This window comes from Rhodococcus opacus (genome assembly GCF_012396235.1).
Taxonomy (GTDB): Bacteria; Actinomycetota; Actinomycetes; order Mycobacteriales; family Mycobacteriaceae; genus Rhodococcus_F; species Rhodococcus_F opacus.
Window position 1 is genome coordinate 49,398 of sequence record NZ_JAAXPA010000007.1, and the last position, 16,772, is coordinate 66,169.

Sequence of the window (16,772 nt, forward strand, 5' to 3'; positions counted from 1 at the left end):
AGCCCGTGGCTGCCAGTTCGGAATCGTCAGCATCGTCATCACGCTCGACTTCTGATCCTGTGTCCGGGCAAGCCGACTTCGTCGTCGTCGCGAACCGACTCCCCGTCGACCTCGAACGCCTTCCGGACGGCACCACGCGCTGGAAGCGCAGCCCCGGTGGCCTCGTCACCGCGCTCGAGCCGATCCTGCGCCGCAACAAGGGCGCATGGGTCGGCTGGGCGGGGGTCGCGGACGCCGAGCTCGATCCCGTCGTCGAGGACGACCTCGAGCTCTACCCCGTTCCGCTGAGCGCCGCGGAGATCGCCGACTACTACGAGGGCTTCTCCAACGCCACCCTCTGGCCGCTCTACCACGACGTCATCGTCAAGCCCGAGTACAACCGCGACTGGTGGAACGCGTACGTCGAGGTCAACCGGCGCTTCGCGGAGGCCACGTCGAAGGCGGCCGCACACGGCGCCACCGTGTGGATCCAGGACTATCAGCTGCAGCTCGTTCCGAAGATGCTGCGCATGCTCCGCCCCGACCTCACCATCGGGTTCTTCCTGCACATTCCGTTCCCGCCGGTGGAACTGTTCATGCAGATGCCGTGGCGCACCGAGATCATCGAGGGCCTGCTCGGCGCCGACCTGATCGGGTTCCACCTCCCGGGCGGTGCCCAGAACTTCCTGTACCTGGCCCGCAAACTCGCCGGTCAGCAGACGTCCCGCGGCAACGTGGGCGTCCGCTCCAAGTTGGGCGTCGTGCAGGTGGGGTTCCGCACGGTGCGCGTCGGCGCGTTTCCGATCTCCATCGATTCGGGGCAGTTGGACGAGCAGTCCCGGTCCAAGTCGATCCGGGACCGCGCCAAGAAGATCCGCAAGGAACTGGGCAATCCCAAGCACATCATGCTCGGCGTCGACCGCCTCGATTACACGAAGGGCATCGACGTCCGCCTCGCCGCGCTGCACGAACTGCTCGACGAGCAGCGCATCGATCCCGCCGACACGGTGATGGTGCAGCTGGCCACGCCGAGCCGCGAGCGGGTCGACAGCTACGTGCAGATGCGCGACGACATCGAACGCAAGGTGTCGCGGATCAACGGCGAGTACAGCGAGGTCGGCCGGCCGGTGGTGCACTACCTGCACCGGCCGATCCCCCGCGAGGAGCTGATCGCCTTCTTCGTCGCCGCCGACGTGATGCTGGTGACTCCGCTGCGAGACGGCATGAACCTCGTCGCCAAGGAGTACGTGGCGTGCCGCAGTGATCTCGGCGGTGCGCTGCTGCTCAGCGAGTTCACCGGCGCGGCCGCCGAACTCCGTCAGGCGTTCCTGTGCAATCCGCACGATCTCGACAGCGTCAAGGACGCGATGGAGCAGGCCCTGAACCAGCCGAAGGAGGACGGCCGACGCCACATGCGGGCCCTGCGCAGGCAGGTCCTCGCACACGACGTCGACCGGTGGGCCAGGTCCTTCCTCGACGCCCTCGCTCACGGCGGCGCCGCCGGCCCGGCACTGATCGCTCCCGCCGAGGCTTCCGAGTCCGACTACAACGAGGACGCGACCGGGGAGAACTGACCGCCCCGGCTCAGCTGACCGGACGTCACCAGGAAGGCGACGAAGTCGCGGATCGTCTCGTCGGCGGGACGCGGAACGTAGCCGAGTTCGGACCGCGCCTTGGTGCCGTCGATGACGGGCGCCGCGAGCAGCGCCGCCATCGCCGACCGCGACAGCACGTCGGAGCCGAACCGGGTCCCGATCGGTTCGGCGATCGGCAGCACGCGTTCGATGACACTGAGTGGGAACGAGTACAGCGGCCCCCGACGACCCGCCGCACGCGCAGCCCTCCTCACGGCATCGTGCATGCCGAGCATGTGCCCAGAGATCAGATAGTTCTCACCGGTCCGGCCCTTCTCCCCGGCTGCGATCAGTCCGGCGGCGACGTCGCGGACGTCGACGAAGTCGAACCCGCCCTGCACCGCCGCGGGAACGCGGCCGCGAGCGGCGTTGCGCAGCAACGCGTTCACCCGCGACAGTCCATAGTCGACGGGCCCGTACACCCCGGTGGGATTGCAGATCACCGCGTCGAGCCCGGCCTCGACCACCTCGCGGAGTTCGATCTCGCCCGCCCATTTGGACCTGTCGTACACCGGGATCGACGCGTCGACGGACCGGGGCGAGTTCTCGTCGAGCGTCCCGCCGCAACTGCTCTGATCGAAGGAGTGCACGGAACTGCAATGCACCATCCGCCGAACACCCACTGCGAGAGCGGCTTCGGCGACGGTCCGGACGCCCTTGGTGTTGACGGTCCAGGCCAGATCGTCCTTCTGGGCGAGGGTGATCATCGCGACCAGGTGGTAGACCACCTCGGCGCCGTCCAGCGCCCGCTTCATGGATTCGACGTCGAGCACGTCGGCGTTCACCCACGTGACCCCGTATTCGGGTGCGTACCGGGAACGCACGCGGTCGATTGCGGTCACCTCGTGCCCCGCCTCGACCAACAGATTCAGCAGATTGTTGCCCACGAATCCCGCGGCGCCGGTTACTGCAACCTTCATCGACGACTCCCCGTTCGGTTGTGGCCCCGCCACGCAACGTCGTGCGTCGACAATCGGCCAGGAGACCCCGACAGTACTAGAACTTGTTTCATTTTGTGAAGGGGGTGACCGCCTCGACGAACATCCGCACTCGCGAGATCTCATGGGAGCGGTGCGCGAACTCCAGGAGGGCCACACCCTCCCACGCGGCCACGCGCACGGATGCCGTCACGGTGCGCCCCGCCACGATCATCTTGCTCCACTGCAGTTCACGGAGACTTCCCGCGAACTGAGCGCGAGAGAGCGGGGTACCCGGCGACAGCTCGAGAACCGCACCGGGAGCGAGCCTCTCCGACATCGCGGCCGTGTCCTGACTGCGGACGGCCACCAGAAATCCGGTGGCGGCGTTCCTACCCGGACGTCCGACGGTTCGCAGCCCTCGCATGAAACCCGTTACACCGAGTACGCCCTGATTCGAGAGTAGTTGCGGCGCCAGCTTCACCGACGCCGCCGCGCCCCGCCACCCCGCCCTGGCTAATTGGGCGATCATCACGGGCAGTTCCCAGTGCGCATACAACCCGTCGACGGCCACGACACCCGACTCCACCACGAGGTCGTAGCGCAGGTGCATCGGCACCGTCAGCACCACTCCCGTCGACATCCGGGTCTCCAGGTCGAGGTCTCGGACCACCGACATCCCGCACACCACGTCCCGCGTCACATGGAACGTGATCGAATTGGGGGCGATGAACGTGTCGTAGAACCGTTCGATCGCTGCCGTGCCGACGTGTGGCCGCGAGCCCACCGGGTCGTTGACCCGGGCGCCGTCCGAGAACAGCCCGACCCACGCGGCTCGGTCGTGCGCCGCGACCGCGGACGGTGAACGCCCAACGGCATCAAGCAGTTCCGCTACGGTCGGCGTGGGGTCCGGCACCGCTACACCGGGGTCAACTGATCGACGAGCCAGCGGTCGTCGACCTTCTGCAGCGACACCCGCACGCGGCTGCCCGACGTTCGGGCGTCGGGAGCGTCGGCGCTCGTCGTCGTCTGGTTGAGGTACAGCAGGACCACCGCCTCGTCGGGTGTGGTCGACACGGGCGCGGCGGCCTGTACCGACACCTGCACGGTGAGTTGCTTCTCCTTGGCGCCCGGCGCGATGGTCTCCTGCACGAGTGTGGTGTAGTCGTCGCGGAACGAGCCGGTGAGTCCGTCTGCGGCAGCAGCCAACTGGTTGTCGACGTCGGCGAAGTCGTACGCCAGCATCGCGACCGCCTGCTTGCCCGCGGCGTCGACGGCGTCGATGCGCGCCTGCTCCGAGAGTTGATCCTGCCGGTGGCCGTACCAGAGGAAGCCCACTCCGACGGCGAGCGCAACCACCACGACCGCGGCCGCGATCTTCAGCGCTGCCTGCTTGGTGACGGCGAACTTTCGCTTGTCTTCGTTGTTGTCGCTCATGGGACGAACTCCACCTTCGATGCGGTCAACTTGCCGTCGACGTCGCTGACCGTCACTCGCATCCGGAAGTCGCGCGGTGAGGGTTCCGGTTGCTCCTTGCTGCTCACCATCGTCCGGGCGGCCACCAGAACGTTCGCCGAGATCGAGGTCTCGCTCCCGTTCTCGACGCCGGCCTCGATGACCTGGCCCTCGGTGGTCACATTCGCGTCCTGCACGACGCCGACGAACGGATCCTCACGGCCCTGGAACTCTTCGAGGAACTGACCCGACGCGCCGGCGATGATCCGGTCGACGTCTTCCTTCGCGGTCCCGGGATGGATGGTCGTCAGGTTGAGCACCGTCTGCCGGGCCGTGTCGACGAAGGCCTGACGGCGATCGTCCCGTTCCCGTGCGGACTGTCGGTCGAGCAGCAGCATCACCGCCGCGACGACCAGTGCGACGATGACGACCGCGGTAACGCCCCACGCGAGCAACGACTTCAGGGGACGACGCTGCTTCGGTGCGCCGAACGCCGGAGCGTCCTGGGATGCCGCCTTCGTCGTCGAGACCTTCTCCGACTCGGGCTCGGCTTTCGCGTCTGCCTGCTTGGCGAGGACCACCGGCTTCGGCGCCGCGGTCTCCCCCACCGGCGGGCCGGCGTGCCGGACTGCCCTTCGCCTACTCCGGTCCTTCGCCGCGGCCGTCTGCTCGGTCGCCTGCTCCGCGGAGTCGGTTGCGCGCTCGTCTGTGCTGGAACTCAAATCTGCTGACCTGTCATCATCGTCTGCCACGTCGAGTCCTTTCCCTGCACCGCCAGATCCGGTTGGGTGTACGTCTTTCCATCCGAACCAATGAAGCTACCGGTGGCCGGGTCGTAGGGCACGGCCGCGACCGGTGCACCCGCGGCGCCTTCGTAGGAACTCGGAACGGCTGTGTACGAGGGTACATCCGGCGGCATGATCGGCCCGTACGGCGGGTTGTTGCCCGACGCCTCCCAGCCCTCGCGGCACGCCTCGACCGTCGGCGCGCGACGTCCCGGGAACTCCATGCACGGCAGGTTCCGCGCGCCACGCACCACGGCCGGGTCGTCCGGAGCGGCCTTGCAGTACAGGTCGTTCGGTGTCGCGATCGGGTCGGTCTGATCTCCCGACCGGCGTTGCTCCGGGGGCAGGAATCCCGTCGTGCAGGCCGGCGGGTCGTGCAGTTGCAGCGCGAAGTCGACGATCGCGCCGTCCTCCACCGGCCCGCCTGTCGCCGCCGTCACGAGCGCCGCGGTCAGGGGCGGGTAGATGACCAGAACCTGCTCGATGCTCTTGTTGTAGATCACCCCGACCTGGCCGACGCTCACCAGGTTCCGCAGCAGAATCGGCAGTGTCGGCTGCAGGTCCTGGAACAGCTGGGTGGCCTCCTGCGCCGTTCCCGGGCCCTTTTCCAGCACCGACCGCAGGCTCGGGTCGCTCGCCCGCAACTGGTCGGTGAACGTCACCAGGTCCTGGGTCCACGACCGGATGGCGTCGCTGCTGACCGTCTGGGTGTCGAGCAGTGGGCCGACCTGGTCGATCAGGGCCTTCGTCGCGTCGCTGTTCGCGTCGGCTTCCTCCACGAACAACCGGGCCGAGTCGATGAGCCGCTGCAGGTCGGGGCCCGACCCGTTGAACGCCGTGAACGCCTCGTCGATCACCGTCTGCAACCTGGTGTCCGAAATACTCGCGAGCAGTTCGTCCGCCTGGTCGAGCATCTCGCCGACGTCCTGCGGAATGGTCGCACGATCCAACGGGATCACGTCGCCGTTCGCGAGGTACGGGCCGTCGGCCTCGGCGGCGCCGTCCCGGGGGATCAGATCGACGTACTGCTCGCCGACCGCCGACACGCTCTTGACTGCCGCGTCGACGTCGGCCGGAATCTTGTAGTCGCTGTCGAGCGACATCTTCGCTTCCACACCGTCGCCGGTGAGCGTCACGTTCTCGACGACACCGATGTTGGTGCCGCGATAGGCGACATTGGCGTGCGAGTAGAGCCCACCGGTGGACGGCAGTCGGACACTCACCTCGTAGCGCCCGACGCCGAACAGCACCGGCACCTTCACGTACTGGATCGACATCACCACGAGCCCGATGACGGTGAGAATCGAGAAGATGATCAGCTGAATGCGAACGAATCTCGTCATTCTCATGGTGTCGGCGCCCCTCCCAGTTGCGGCGGAAGGCCCGGTATCTGCGGCAGTCCGGGTATCTGCGGAAGCCCCGGAATCACCGGCGGTGCGGGTGCCGGTTTCGGAGCCGGCTGCAGGGGTGCCTGCAGCGGATCGCCCGACTGCCCGGCCACCCCGGCGAGCGATCCCACGGCGCCCTCGACGCCGCCGAGCGATCCGCCGAGGCCGGTGCCGGTCAGGAAGTTGCTGTCGACGCGTTCGTTGGTCATGTCGATCGTCATCATGAGGTTCGCGTAGTCACCCTGAATCGCCTTGTCCATCGTCTTCATCGGGAAGGGGTACGTGAGCATCAGGGTCAGCACCTCGGTCAGCGCGCTACCCGAGTTGGCGAGTTCACGCAGCACCGGTGTCAGGTTTGCCAGGTTCGCTTTCAGTTCCTCGCCGCTGTTCTCCACGAGACGGGAAGCGGTGTCGCTGAGCTTGCCCACCTCGACCAGCGCGGTGGTGAGGTTCTGCCGTTGGGTGACGAGCACTTCCAGCGCGGGCGGGATGCCGTCCAGCGCCGCGTCCAGGGTGGCCTTCTGCTCGTTGACGGTGCCCGCCAGCCGGTCGAGTCCCTCCATCGCGCCGATGATGTCTCCGCGCTGCTGATCCAGGCTCGTGACGAGCTGGTCGAGCTGCGGGAGAAGATCCCGGATCGAGTCCTCCCGGCCGCCCAGTGCGGCGTTGAGTTCCTGGGTGATGTCGTGGATCTGGGCGATGCCGCCACCGTTGAGTACCACCGACAGTGACGACAACGTCTGCTCGGTGGTCGGGTAGGCGCCCGCCCGCTCGATGGGGATCACGTCGCCGTCCACGAGCCTGCCCTCGGGCTCGGTGTCGGTCGGCGGAGCCAGTTCGAGGTGCTGCGAGCCGAGGAGGCTGGTCTGGCCGATCTTGGCGGTCGCGTTGGCAGGCAGTTGGACGTCGCCGTTGATCGAGACGGTGACCAGTGCGTGCCAGTCCTGCACGTCGATGCCCGTCACCGAACCCACCGTCACGTCGTTCACGCGGACCGGCGAGTTCTGCGACAGCGTCGTGACATTGGGCATCTGGATCTCGACCGTGTAGGCGTCGTCGCCCTGCCCTTCGGTGCCCGGCAGCGGAAGCGAGTTCAGCCCTTCCCACTCGCACCCGGTCAGGGTGAGGGACAACGTGATCGCCACGGCCGCGATGGCGCCGCGACGCACCCGTGTGTGCTTCGTCATCGCCCACCTCCCGGCTGCAGCAGATCGTTCAGGTCCTTGGGCACGGCGACGGTCGGCATCCCGGCGAGGGTCCCGGTCATCGGCGGCGCGGACCGCGGAGGTACGGAGGCCTCGAGACTCGGCGGGGTGAATTCGATCTGGTCGGGGAAGGCGTTCACACCCGTCGTCGGGTTGGTGAGTATGGGCAGGTAGTTCGCCGTCAGCGAGTTCAGGACCGGCGACAGGTACTGGGTGCACAGGTCCGCGCTCCGGTTCGCCTCGTTGGCCTGCAGGCTCTGGATGGCACCGCACATGAAGTTCACAGGGTTCCCGAAGTTCGCCATTGCGACCGCACCGACCAGTGAACCCTGCGCCGGCTTGTAGATGTTGCTGAAGTTGGCCAGCGCCGTGGGCGCGACGTGGAGCACCTGCTCGATCTGCGGCCTCTTGTCGGCGAGCACCTGGGTGGCGTCGGCCAGGCGGCCGACCTGTTCGCTGAGACTTGCCCGGTTCTCCACGACGAACCGGTTGACGTCGCCGAGTGCGAGGTCGAGATCGTTCAGGGCGGTTCCGAGTTCGTCGGAGTTGGTGGCAAGCATGTTCGACACGGACGCGAGCCTGCCCTCGAACTGGACGATCTGCTCGTTGCTCGACGAGAGAGCCGCCACGAACGTCTGCAGGTTGCGGATGGTGGAGAACAGGTCGGTCCGGCCGTCGGACAGGGTCCGCATGGTCTCCGACAGTTCCCGCAGCGTGTTCCGCAACGACTCTCCGTTGCCGTCGAGGTTGTCGGCCGCGGTATCGATGAACGTGCCGAGCGAGCCTTGCGGGTCGGCGCCCTGCGGTCCGAGCGCCTCCGACAGCTTGTTCAGCTCGGTCTTGATCTCGTCCCACTCCACCGGGACGGCGGTGCGCTCCACGGGGATGCTCGCACCGTCGCCCATCGTCGGCCCACCCGCGTACACGGGTGTGAGCTGGACGAACCGTCCCGACACCAGGCTGGGTGCGACGATGACGGCCTTCGCGTCGGCGGGAATCTCGACGCTCTTCTTCACGTTCATCGTGACCCGCGCGAAGTCGGCGCCGGGCTCGATCGAATCGATCGTCCCCACCTTCACACCGAGGACGCGGACGTCGTCGCCCGAATACAGCCCGGTGGTCGCCGGGAAGTACGCGGTGATCGTGTTCTGGAAGAGTTTGGGCACGAACATCACTGCGGCGCCGACGATCAGCACCACCACGACCGCCGCGACGCCGCCGCGGATCAGCCACTTCTTCCGCGTGTTGGTGATTTCCGGGTTCGTCGTCATCGCGGCGGTTCCCTCAGCTCGATGGACGGACCTGTCTGCAGGTAGGCCTGGAGGTCGTTGGGGAGATGCTCCGGCCACGTCACCGCGTCGCTGAGCCCCTGGAACAGGTTGCCGATGCCGATGTTGTAGACGTACGCCATGAAGAACGGGCCGCTACCGACCGACTCGCCGAGCTGAGTGGCGTACGGCGCGAGGCCGTCGAGAGCCTGCGAGATGTTGTCCTTGTTCCGCTGCAGGACGTCGACCACCGAGTTCAGCTTGTCGAGCGTCGGTTTCATCTGCTCCTCGTTGTCCTGGACCAGTCCCGTGAGCTGCCGGGACACCGCGGAGATGTTCACGATCAGCTGGCTGATCGCCGTGCGGCGACGGTCGAGCTCGCCGAACAGCTGGTTCCCGTCGACGATCAGCGAGTTGATCTGCCCGCTGCGCTCGGCGAGGATTCCCGTCACGTTCTCGGCACGCGAGAGCAGCTGTCGCAGCGTCTCGTCCCGCGAATTGATGCTCTCCGACAGGCGGGACAGGCCGTCCAGTGCGGTGCGCAACTCGGGCGGTGTGTTCTCGAGAGCGCCGGACATCGCGTTCAACGCGTTGTTGACCTCGTCGGTGTCGAGTTCGGAGACGGTGTTCGACAGATCGCCGAGCGCGTCGTTGAGAGAGTACGGAGAGTTGGTGCGCTCCAACGGAATCGTCGAGCCCACCGGCATCGTGTCGTACCCGAGCGGGGTGACGGCCAGAGACTTGCGTCCGAGAACGGTGTTCGTCTTGATGTTCGCTTCGGTGGCGTCGCCGAGGGCGACGCCGTCCTGGATCGTGAACGTGACGAGCACGTGCTGACCGTCGAGTTCGACCTCGGCGACCTTCCCCACGTCGACGCCGGCGAGCGTCACCGTGTCGCCGGTCATCAGCCCACCCGCGTCCTCGAAGTAGGCGGAGTACTGCGTTCCGCCCGAAAGGAATTGCAGCTGATCATATTGCAGGGTGGCGATCACGATCATGCTCGCGATGGCGACACCGATGATTCCCACCTGTACGGGATTACGTTCGCGCTTCATGGCTACGGTGCACACCTCCCTGCCGTCTGACCGCCCGGCATGTTGAGGAGCAGATCCGATCCGTCCGGGCCGGAGAACTTGAACTTGACCGTGCAGACGTACATCTGGAAGAAGCTGCCGTACGTGCCGATGCGGATGAGCCGCCGGTAGGCGTCGGGCAGATTCTGGAGCACCCAGTCGAGGTCGTCCTCCCCCGCCTGGAGCTGAGTTGCGGTGCGATTGGCCTCGGCGATCGTGCTCTGCAACGGTGGCCGCACACCTTCGAGCAGATTCGCGAGATCCCCCGTCGCCCCGGCGATGCGGGGAATGGCGTCACCGATCTGATCGCGGTCCTGGGACAGCCCGCTGACCAACTGCTGCAACTGGTCGAGCGTCGACCGGAACTGATCGCCGCGGTCGTTGATGGTGCCGAGGACCTGGTTGAGGTTCGTGATCACCTCGCCGATCAACTGGTCCCGGTCGGCCAGGGTGTTCGTGAACGAACTCGTGCTCCCGAGGAGCGAGACGAGCGTTCCGCCCTGCCCCTGGAACACCTGGACGAGGGCCTGGGACAGGTCGTTGACCTGCTGCGGGTCCAATGCCCGCAGCAACGGTTTGAACCCACCCAGCAGAAGGTCGAGATCGAGTGCGGGAGAGGTGTTCTCGACCGGGATGGATCCACCGTCCGGCAGGGGTTCCACCGATCCGGCACCTTCGAGAAGTTCCATGTACCGGTCGCCGACGAGGTTCTCGTACCGCACCGTGGCCTTGGTCCCGTCGAACAGCGAGTACTTGGTGTCGACGGTGAAATCGACGTCGGCGAGGTTGTCGTCGTCGATGCTCACCTTCTCGACGGCGCCGACGGGGACGCCGGCGATGCGCACCTTGTCGCCGGGCTTGAGCCCGGACACGTCGGTGAACGTGGCATGGTAGCCGTCGGAACTGCTGAACCGGTACTGGCTGAACACCAGGGCGAGTCCGGCGAAGATCACCGACATCACCGTCGCGAAGATCAGCAGTTTGACCGTGGTCGCTCGCACAGTCACTGCCCACCCTGCCCGGGGTACACGCCCGCGAACAGCAACTGGAACACCTTGGGCAGGTGCACCTGGACTTCCGTCGACGGCACGAACGGCACCGTTCCGGTGTCGGCCACGACGAAGTTCGCATGCTTGCTGAGATCGGGGTTGGGAAGACCGTGGCAGTTCGGCCCACCTGTCGCGTTCACTTTCGGCAGGTCCTTCGGATAGGTGTACGGCTCCTGCCCGTACATGAAGCTAGCGCTCAGCGCGATACCCGGCTGATTGCCGCCGATGAGCTGTTCGGCGAGGGGGATCACGTTGTTCAGGCCGACGATGAAGCAGGAGATCTCGGGCGAGTACTCGGCCAGCAGATCCGTCGTCGGGAGCAGCAGGTCGAGGGAGGAGTTCAGGTTCTGCTCGTTCTCGGTCAGCACGGTGTTCGCCGTGTCGGCCAGCCCCGTGACGTTGAGCAGCACGGCATCCAGGTTGTCCTGTTCGTCGACGACGGTGGCGCTGGTGGCCGTCGCGTTGTCGAGTACCCGCAGCAGATCTGGTGCGGTGTCGGCGTACACGTCGGTGACCTGCGCGGCCTTCGCCAGATCTTCCTGCAGCTGAGGCAGACTCGGATTCATCTTCGCCAGGTAGCTGTCGCTCTGCTCGAGCAGGGCGCCGAGTTCTTCGCCGCGTCCGCGCAACGCCGAGGAGATGGCCCCGAGCGTGGCGTTCAGCTTCTCCGGCTGCACCTGGGTCAGTACGTCGGACAGGTGCTGGAAGACCGTGTTGAACTCGACGGTGACGTTGTCGGACGCGATGACGGCCCCCGGCTGGAGATGGGTGGACGCCGGGTTCTCCGGCATCACGAAGTTGACGTACTTGGCGCCGAACACGGTGGTGGACTTGATCTCCACGGTGGCGTTGGAGGGTATCAGCGACATCATGTCGGGATACATCGCCAGTTTCAGCTCGGCGCCGTCCGTCACGTGCTCGATGGAGCCGACGCGGCCGACCTCGACGCCGAGGAGCTTGACCTTGGCGTCGGGTTCCATCACCAGCCCGGAGCGATCCGACGTGACGGTGACGGGCGTGGACTCGCTGAAGGTTCCGTTGAACATGGCCAGTGACACACCGATGATCGCGAGAAGACTCACGACGAGGACGAGTGCCGCGAGCTTCTTCTTCCCACCCGAATCAGTCATCTACCGGCACCCCTATCCCGAAAGGTTGAAGTTGCCGGACCCGCCGTAGATGGCGAGCGAGATGAGCAGGGTGACGGTGACGACGGCGATCAGCGAGGAGCGCACCGCGTTGCCGACGGCCACACCGACACCGACCGGACCGCCCGAGGCGTTGAAACCGTAGTAGGTGTGGATGAGCATGATCGCGATCGCCATGACGATGGCCTGGGCGAACGACCACAGGATGTCCGTGGGTATCAGGAACGTCGAGAAGTAGTGGTCGTACACGCCGGACGACTGGTCGTACAGCACCACCGTCGCGAACCGGCTGGCCATGAACGACGCGATCACCGCCAGGGCGTACAGCGGGATGATGGCGATCATGCCCGCCATGACACGTGTGCTGACCAGGTACGGGATCGACGGGATCGCCATCGTCTCGAGCGCGTCGATCTCCTCCGAGACGCGCATGGCGCCGAGCTGGGCGGTGGAGCCGGCGCCGATGGTGGCCGCCAGCCCGATGCCCGCGATGACCGGTGCCGCGATACGCACATTGATGAAGGCCGCGAAGAAGCCGGTGAGGGCTTCGACGCCGATGTTGCCGAGCGAGCTGTAGCCCTGCACCGCGATGGTGCCGCCGGTGAACAGGGTCAGGAAGCCGACGATGACGACCGTTCCGCCGATCACGGCGAGAGCACCCGTGCCCATGCTGATCTCGGCGATGAGCCGCAGCGTCTCCTTCGGGTAGTGCATCAGGGCACGGGGCGCCCATCCGATGGCACGCGCGAAGAACAGCGCCTGCTCACCGAGCCGGTCGATCGAGCGGGACGCCGACGCGAACCGTCTGCGAGTTCGGGGAAAGCGCCCGGCCGCCGCTAGTGCCATCTACTCCACCACCATGTCGATCACCCTGCCGTCAGCTTGATGCCGACGGCGGTGACGAGAACGTTGACCACGAAAAGGGCCATGAACGAGAACACGACGGTCTGGTTGACGGCGTCACCGACGCTCTTCGCGCCACCCCTGACGTTCAGGCCGAGGTAGGCGGCGACGAGGCCGGCGATCATGCCGAACAGACCGGCTTTGACTTCCGAGATCACGAGCTCCCCGAATCCGGTGAGCAGGGTGATGCCGTTGACGAACGCACCCGGGTTGACGTCCTGGATGTAGACCGAGAAGACGAAGCCGCCGAGGATGCCGATGGTGCAGACCAGCCCGTTGAGCAGGAGCGCCACGACGGTCGACGCCAGCACACGTGGCACGACCAGGCGGTGGATCGGATTGATGCCCAGCACCCGCATCGCGTCGATCTCTTCGCGGATGGTGCGGGCGGAGAGGTCTGCGCAGATGGCGGTGGCGCCTGCACCAGCGACGATGAGCACGGTGACGATGGGACCGACCTGGGTCACGGTGCCGAGAGCGGCGCCGGCGCCGCTGAGGTCGGCGGCGCCGATCTCACGGAGGAGGATGTTGATCGTGAAGCTCACCAGCACCGTGAACGGGATGGCCACCAGCACGGTGGGCACCATCGAGACCCGGGCGACGAACCACGCCTGGTCGACGAACTCGCGACGCTGGAAGGGCCTCGAAAAGACTGCCCTCAACGTTTCGCCCGACATCGAGAAGAACCCGCCGACCGCACGCAACGGCACCTCGAGGAGGTCTACCATCCGTCCTCCTCGTCCATGATCTCGCCCAGCACCGACTGTCAGTTCGAGCCCAGCCCCCCGACGGTCTGTGACTCAGGTCATATTAACTAGAACGTGTTCACCTGTCAAAGGTGGTCACTCATCAGCATGAATCGTCCCACATTCAGCACGCCCCGAGGGCCGAATTCAACCGAAACGCCGGGCGTGTCTCCGTCCGATCGGACTCGGCAATTCGCGCCGTGCGGAAATCCGAGTCGCGGACCTAAGATGTTATAGCACAAGAACTTTGAGCGACATCTACCGAGTGCCGACGAAAGCCGGAATCGTTGCCTGCCCCAGTTCTCGGCGACCGCACACGGAGGCCGGAACCGGGAGCTCCCGGGCCGGATGGGCAGGCTCGATCGAACTGCTCGACGGCAGCAGAACTAGAACACGATCTAGTCATATCCGGCACACCTCTCGAACACCCCACCACGGGCACCCGGCCCCCGTTCCGCCGCTCTTCAGTTGCCTTCAGTTGCCTTCAGTATCGCCCATCGCGGGCGCATTACCTGCGGAAACGATACGGAAACAACCTTCGTGTCGGTTCTTCGGCCCCAGAGACGCGGATCAGCCCAGTTCGCGTAGCGCCGCGGAGGCCGAGAACATGGTGGCAGGATCCCGATCCCCGAAGTAGTTCCCGAGTTCCGCCGCGAGCGCACCGGGTGTCCACCGACCGTCCACGGCGTCGAAGCGCCGCTCCACGACCGGTGCCGCCATCAATGCCACCATCGGGCCGTAGACGACGAAGACCTGGCCGTTCACGGAGTCGGCGGCGGGCGATGCGAGGTAGGCGACCAGCGCGGCCACGTGCTCGGGCGACAACGGGTCGACCCCCTCGGCCGGCGCCTGTCCGAAGACGTTCTCCGTCATCGACGTGCGGGCGCGGGGGCAGATCGCGTTGGCTCGGACGCCGTACCGGGACAGCCCACGGGCCGCCGACAGCGTGAGCGCCGTGATGCCTGCTTTGGCGGCGCCGTAGTTCGCTTGCCCCTCGGGGCCGAGCAGTCCTGCCTCGGACGAGGTGTTGACGATGCGCCCGTATACCGGCGCGCCGGCCTCCTTGGACTTGCCCCGCCAGTACGACGCGGCTGCGCGGCACAGCAGGAAGTGGCCGCGCAGATGAACCTTCAGCACCAGATCCCAGTCCTCGTCGGACATGTTGAACAGCATGCGATCCCGCGTGATGCCCGCATTGTTCACCAGGATGTCGAGGCTGCCGAGCCGGCTCTGCGCCGCCTCCATGATCGCGTCGGCGGTGGACCGTTCCCCGATGTCGCCTGCCACGAATTCGACCTTCGCGCCCAGACCCCGGATCTCCTCGAGCGTGGCCTCCACGGCGTCGTTCGCAACCAGGTCGTTGACGACGACGGACGCACCCGCGCGGGCCAATGCGATCGCCTCGTACTTCCCGAGGCCGGATCCGGCGCCGGTCACGACGGCGACCTTGCCGTCCACGTTCACATCGCGGTCAGCCACAGCATTCATGAACACGCTCTCCCGGTTCTGTGCACTCGCCGCAGGTCGCGAACCACGACACGGCGGTAGGTCGACGTCACTGTAGAACGTGTTCTCATTCCGGGCAACAATCCTCAGGGGTGCTCGGTGAGTGCGGCCCTCGGACACTGGGCGATCGCCGTACGCACGTCTTCCTCCCGGTCAGCGGGAGGAACGGCACTCGAAATGTGCAGCTGATCGTCGTCGTCGAGCTCGAAGATGTCGGGTGCGATCCCCACGCACACGCCATTGGCCTCGCAACGGTCGAAATCGACTCTGACCTCCATGGCAACCCTCACTTCTCCTCGTCTCGTCACTCGCGGATCCGGGTGCCGCCGGGCTGCGGCACACTCCGTTCCTGCGATAACACTAGAACCTGTTCCAGTCGTGTGCAATGATTCGTTCCACGACTGCGAGCACGCCTACCGGGCACGCTCCGGGGCCGGCCGGGGCCGGCTCCGCGAATGCACCGCAGAGACTGGAACCTGTGCCAGATTTCAGCTGATTCCGCTCTCGGACTGGAGAGGTATTTCGATGCACATCACCTACACACCGCAGCAGCAGCAGCTGCGGGAAGAGCTGCGCGCGTACTTCGCGAAGCTGATGACGCCGGAGCGTCGAGAGGCACTGGCCGCCACCACCGGCGAATACGGCGAGGGCAACGTCTACCGCGACGTCGTCGCCCAGATGGGCAGGGACGGCTGGCTGACGCTCGGGTGGCCCAAGGAGTACGGCGGCCAGGAACGGTCGGCCATGGAGCAGCTGATCTTCACGGACGAGGCCGCCATCGCCGGCGCCCCGGTCCCCTTCCTCACCATCAACTCGGTGGCGCCGACGATCATGCACTTCGGCACCCCCGAGCAGAAGGCGTTCTTCCTGCCCCAGATCTCGGCCGGCGAACTGCACTTCTCCATCGGCTACTCCGAGCCCGAAGCGGGCACCGACCTCGCCAGCCTCCGGACCACCGCCGTCAAGGACGGCGACGATTACGTCATCAACGGCCAGAAGATGTGGACGAGCCTGATCGCGTACGCCGATTACGTGTGGCTGGCGTGCCGCACCGATCCCGAAGCCAAGAAGCACAAGGGCATCAGCATGCTGATAGTCCCGACCACCGCCGAAGGCTTCTCGTACACCCCGGTCCACACGATGGCGGGTCCGGACACGAGCGCCACCTACTACCAGGACGTGCGGGTTCCGTCGTCCGCGCTGGTCGGCCCCGAACACGGCGGCTGGGCACTGATCACCAATCAGCTCAACCACGAGCGCGTCGCCCTGACATCCGCCGGGCCGGTCCTCACCGCCCAGCGTGAAGTGCGCGAATGGGCGCAGAACACCAAGTTGCCGGACGGGCGCCGCGTCATCGACCAGGAATGGGTGCAGATCAATCTGGCTCGGGTCCACGCCAAGGCCGAGTACCTCAAGTTGATGAACTGGGAGATCGCCTCGTCTACCGACCACGCGCCGGGCCCGGAAGCGGCGTCGGCCAACAAGGTCTACGGCACGGAGTTCGCCACGGAGGCGTACCGGCTGCTGATGGAGATCCTCGGACCTTCGGCCACGCTGCGGCAGAACTCCCCCGGGGTCCTGCTGCGCGGGCGACTCGAACGGATGCACCGGTCGTCGCTGATCCTCACGTTCGGCGGCGGAACCAACGAGGTGCAGCGCGACATCATCGCCATGACCGCCCTCGGCCTGCCCCCAGCGAAGCGTTAGGACTACGAC

16 protein-coding genes are annotated in these 16,772 nt (G+C 66.2%); 2 read left to right on the plus strand and 14 right to left on the minus strand.

Going from position 1 to position 16,772, the window contains the following annotated elements:
• The first annotated feature begins 5 nt into the window (after positions 1–5).
• The gene (locus HGB39_RS11030) at positions 6–1,553 is read left to right on the plus strand and encodes an alpha,alpha-trehalose-phosphate synthase (UDP-forming) (RefSeq protein WP_043787817.1); all 1,548 of its coding nucleotides are present in this window, start codon (positions 6–8) and stop codon (positions 1,551–1,553) included.
• On the opposite strand, the gene HGB39_RS11035 is transcribed toward HGB39_RS11030, so the two are convergent.
• From HGB39_RS11035 to HGB39_RS11100, 14 genes are all read right to left on the minus strand, one after another.
• Complete coding sequence (locus tag HGB39_RS11035; RefSeq protein WP_005562670.1) at positions 1,523–2,533, minus strand: NAD-dependent epimerase/dehydratase family protein; 1,011 nt, start codon at positions 2,531–2,533, stop codon at positions 1,523–1,525. The two genes, HGB39_RS11030 and HGB39_RS11035, sit on opposite strands and share 31 nt — an antisense overlap.
• 88 nt (positions 2,534–2,621) lie before the next feature.
• The gene (locus HGB39_RS11040) at positions 2,622–3,446 is read right to left on the minus strand and encodes a nuclear transport factor 2 family protein (RefSeq protein WP_005562669.1); all 825 of its coding nucleotides are present in this window, start codon (positions 3,444–3,446) and stop codon (positions 2,622–2,624) included.
• Positions 3,447–3,448: 2 nt separating this feature from the next.
• Entirely contained in the window at positions 3,449–3,967 is a 519-nt protein-coding gene (locus HGB39_RS11045; protein ID WP_005262880.1) for an Rv1363c family protein, read from the minus strand.
• A complete protein-coding gene (locus HGB39_RS11050) occupies positions 3,964–4,707 on the minus strand; it encodes an Rv1363c family protein (protein ID WP_005562666.1) in 744 nt (247 codons plus the stop codon). The genes HGB39_RS11045 and HGB39_RS11050 overlap by 4 nt, the downstream gene beginning before the upstream one ends.
• Entirely contained in the window at positions 4,704–6,119 is a 1,416-nt protein-coding gene (locus HGB39_RS11055; protein ID WP_005244531.1) for an MCE family protein, read from the minus strand. Before HGB39_RS11055 ends, HGB39_RS11050 begins: the two co-directional genes overlap by 4 nt.
• Positions 6,116–7,345 (minus strand): MCE family protein, encoded by a 1,230-nt coding sequence (locus tag HGB39_RS11060; RefSeq protein ID WP_043787813.1) that lies wholly within the window; start codon positions 7,343–7,345, stop codon positions 6,116–6,118. The genes HGB39_RS11055 and HGB39_RS11060 overlap by 4 nt, the downstream gene beginning before the upstream one ends.
• On the minus strand, positions 7,342–8,634 hold the full coding sequence (locus tag HGB39_RS11065; RefSeq protein WP_005262885.1) for an MCE family protein: 1,293 nt from the start codon (positions 8,632–8,634) through the stop codon (positions 7,342–7,344). Before HGB39_RS11065 ends, HGB39_RS11060 begins: the two co-directional genes overlap by 4 nt.
• The gene (locus tag HGB39_RS11070) at positions 8,631–9,686 is read right to left on the minus strand and encodes an MCE family protein (RefSeq protein ID WP_007300936.1); all 1,056 of its coding nucleotides are present in this window, start codon (positions 9,684–9,686) and stop codon (positions 8,631–8,633) included. The genes HGB39_RS11065 and HGB39_RS11070 overlap by 4 nt, the downstream gene beginning before the upstream one ends.
• Before the next feature lie 2 nt (positions 9,687–9,688).
• Positions 9,689–10,711: an MCE family protein gene (locus tag HGB39_RS11075; protein ID WP_005562660.1), complete on the minus strand. Its 1,023-nt coding sequence runs from the start codon at positions 10,709–10,711 to the stop codon at positions 9,689–9,691.
• Entirely contained in the window at positions 10,708–11,883 is a 1,176-nt protein-coding gene (locus tag HGB39_RS11080; protein ID WP_005244537.1) for an MCE family protein, read from the minus strand. Before HGB39_RS11080 ends, HGB39_RS11075 begins: the two co-directional genes overlap by 4 nt.
• A 12-nt stretch (positions 11,884–11,895) precedes the next feature.
• Positions 11,896–12,747, minus strand: a complete 852-nt coding sequence (locus tag HGB39_RS11085) for an MlaE family ABC transporter permease (RefSeq protein ID WP_005262888.1) — start codon at positions 12,745–12,747, stop codon at positions 11,896–11,898.
• Between the two features lie 20 nt (positions 12,748–12,767).
• The gene (locus tag HGB39_RS11090) at positions 12,768–13,532 is read right to left on the minus strand and encodes an MlaE family ABC transporter permease (protein WP_005262890.1); all 765 of its coding nucleotides are present in this window, start codon (positions 13,530–13,532) and stop codon (positions 12,768–12,770) included.
• A gap of 588 nt (positions 13,533–14,120) precedes the next feature.
• On the minus strand, positions 14,121–15,038 hold the full coding sequence (locus HGB39_RS11095; RefSeq protein ID WP_043787822.1) for a 3-oxoacyl-ACP reductase: 918 nt from the start codon (positions 15,036–15,038) through the stop codon (positions 14,121–14,123).
• Between the two features lie 104 nt (positions 15,039–15,142).
• A complete protein-coding gene (locus HGB39_RS11100; RefSeq protein ID WP_005262894.1) occupies positions 15,143–15,334 on the minus strand; it encodes a ferredoxin in 192 nt (63 codons plus the stop codon).
• Positions 15,335–15,581: 247 nt separating this feature from the next.
• Between HGB39_RS11100 and HGB39_RS11105 the strand changes: the two genes are divergently transcribed.
• The gene (locus HGB39_RS11105) at positions 15,582–16,763 is read left to right on the plus strand and encodes an acyl-CoA dehydrogenase family protein (protein WP_005562657.1); all 1,182 of its coding nucleotides are present in this window, start codon (positions 15,582–15,584) and stop codon (positions 16,761–16,763) included.
• Positions 16,764–16,772 lie beyond the last annotated feature (9 nt).

Bases quoted from the DNA above. Each gene is read 5' to 3' on its own strand.
- HGB39_RS11090 (WP_005262890.1), bottom strand. From the start codon at position 13,532: ATGGTAGACCTCCTCGAGGTGCCGTTGCGTGCGGTCGGCGGGTTCTTC.
- HGB39_RS11105 (WP_005562657.1), top strand. From the start codon at position 15,582: ATGCACATCACCTACACACCGCAGCAGCAGCAGCTGCGGGAAGAGCTG.
- HGB39_RS11035 (WP_005562670.1), bottom strand. From the start codon at position 2,533: ATGAAGGTTGCAGTAACCGGCGCCGCGGGATTCGTGGGCAACAATCTG.
- HGB39_RS11080 (WP_005244537.1), bottom strand. From the start codon at position 11,883: ATGACTGATTCGGGTGGGAAGAAGAAGCTCGCGGCACTCGTCCTCGTC.
- HGB39_RS11095 (WP_043787822.1), bottom strand. From the start codon at position 15,038: ATGAATGCTGTGGCTGACCGCGATGTGAACGTGGACGGCAAGGTCGCC.
- HGB39_RS11045 (WP_005262880.1), bottom strand. From the start codon at position 3,967: ATGAGCGACAACAACGAAGACAAGCGAAAGTTCGCCGTCACCAAGCAG.
- HGB39_RS11100 (WP_005262894.1), bottom strand. From the start codon at position 15,334: ATGGAGGTCAGAGTCGATTTCGACCGTTGCGAGGCCAATGGCGTGTGC.
- HGB39_RS11070 (WP_007300936.1), bottom strand. From the start codon at position 9,686: ATGAAGCGCGAACGTAATCCCGTACAGGTGGGAATCATCGGTGTCGCC.
- HGB39_RS11085 (WP_005262888.1), bottom strand. From the start codon at position 12,747: ATGGCACTAGCGGCGGCCGGGCGCTTTCCCCGAACTCGCAGACGGTTC.
- HGB39_RS11065 (WP_005262885.1), bottom strand. From the start codon at position 8,634: ATGACGACGAACCCGGAAATCACCAACACGCGGAAGAAGTGGCTGATC.
- HGB39_RS11060 (WP_043787813.1), bottom strand. From the start codon at position 7,345: ATGACGAAGCACACACGGGTGCGTCGCGGCGCCATCGCGGCCGTGGCG.
- HGB39_RS11055 (WP_005244531.1), bottom strand. From the start codon at position 6,119: ATGAGAATGACGAGATTCGTTCGCATTCAGCTGATCATCTTCTCGATT.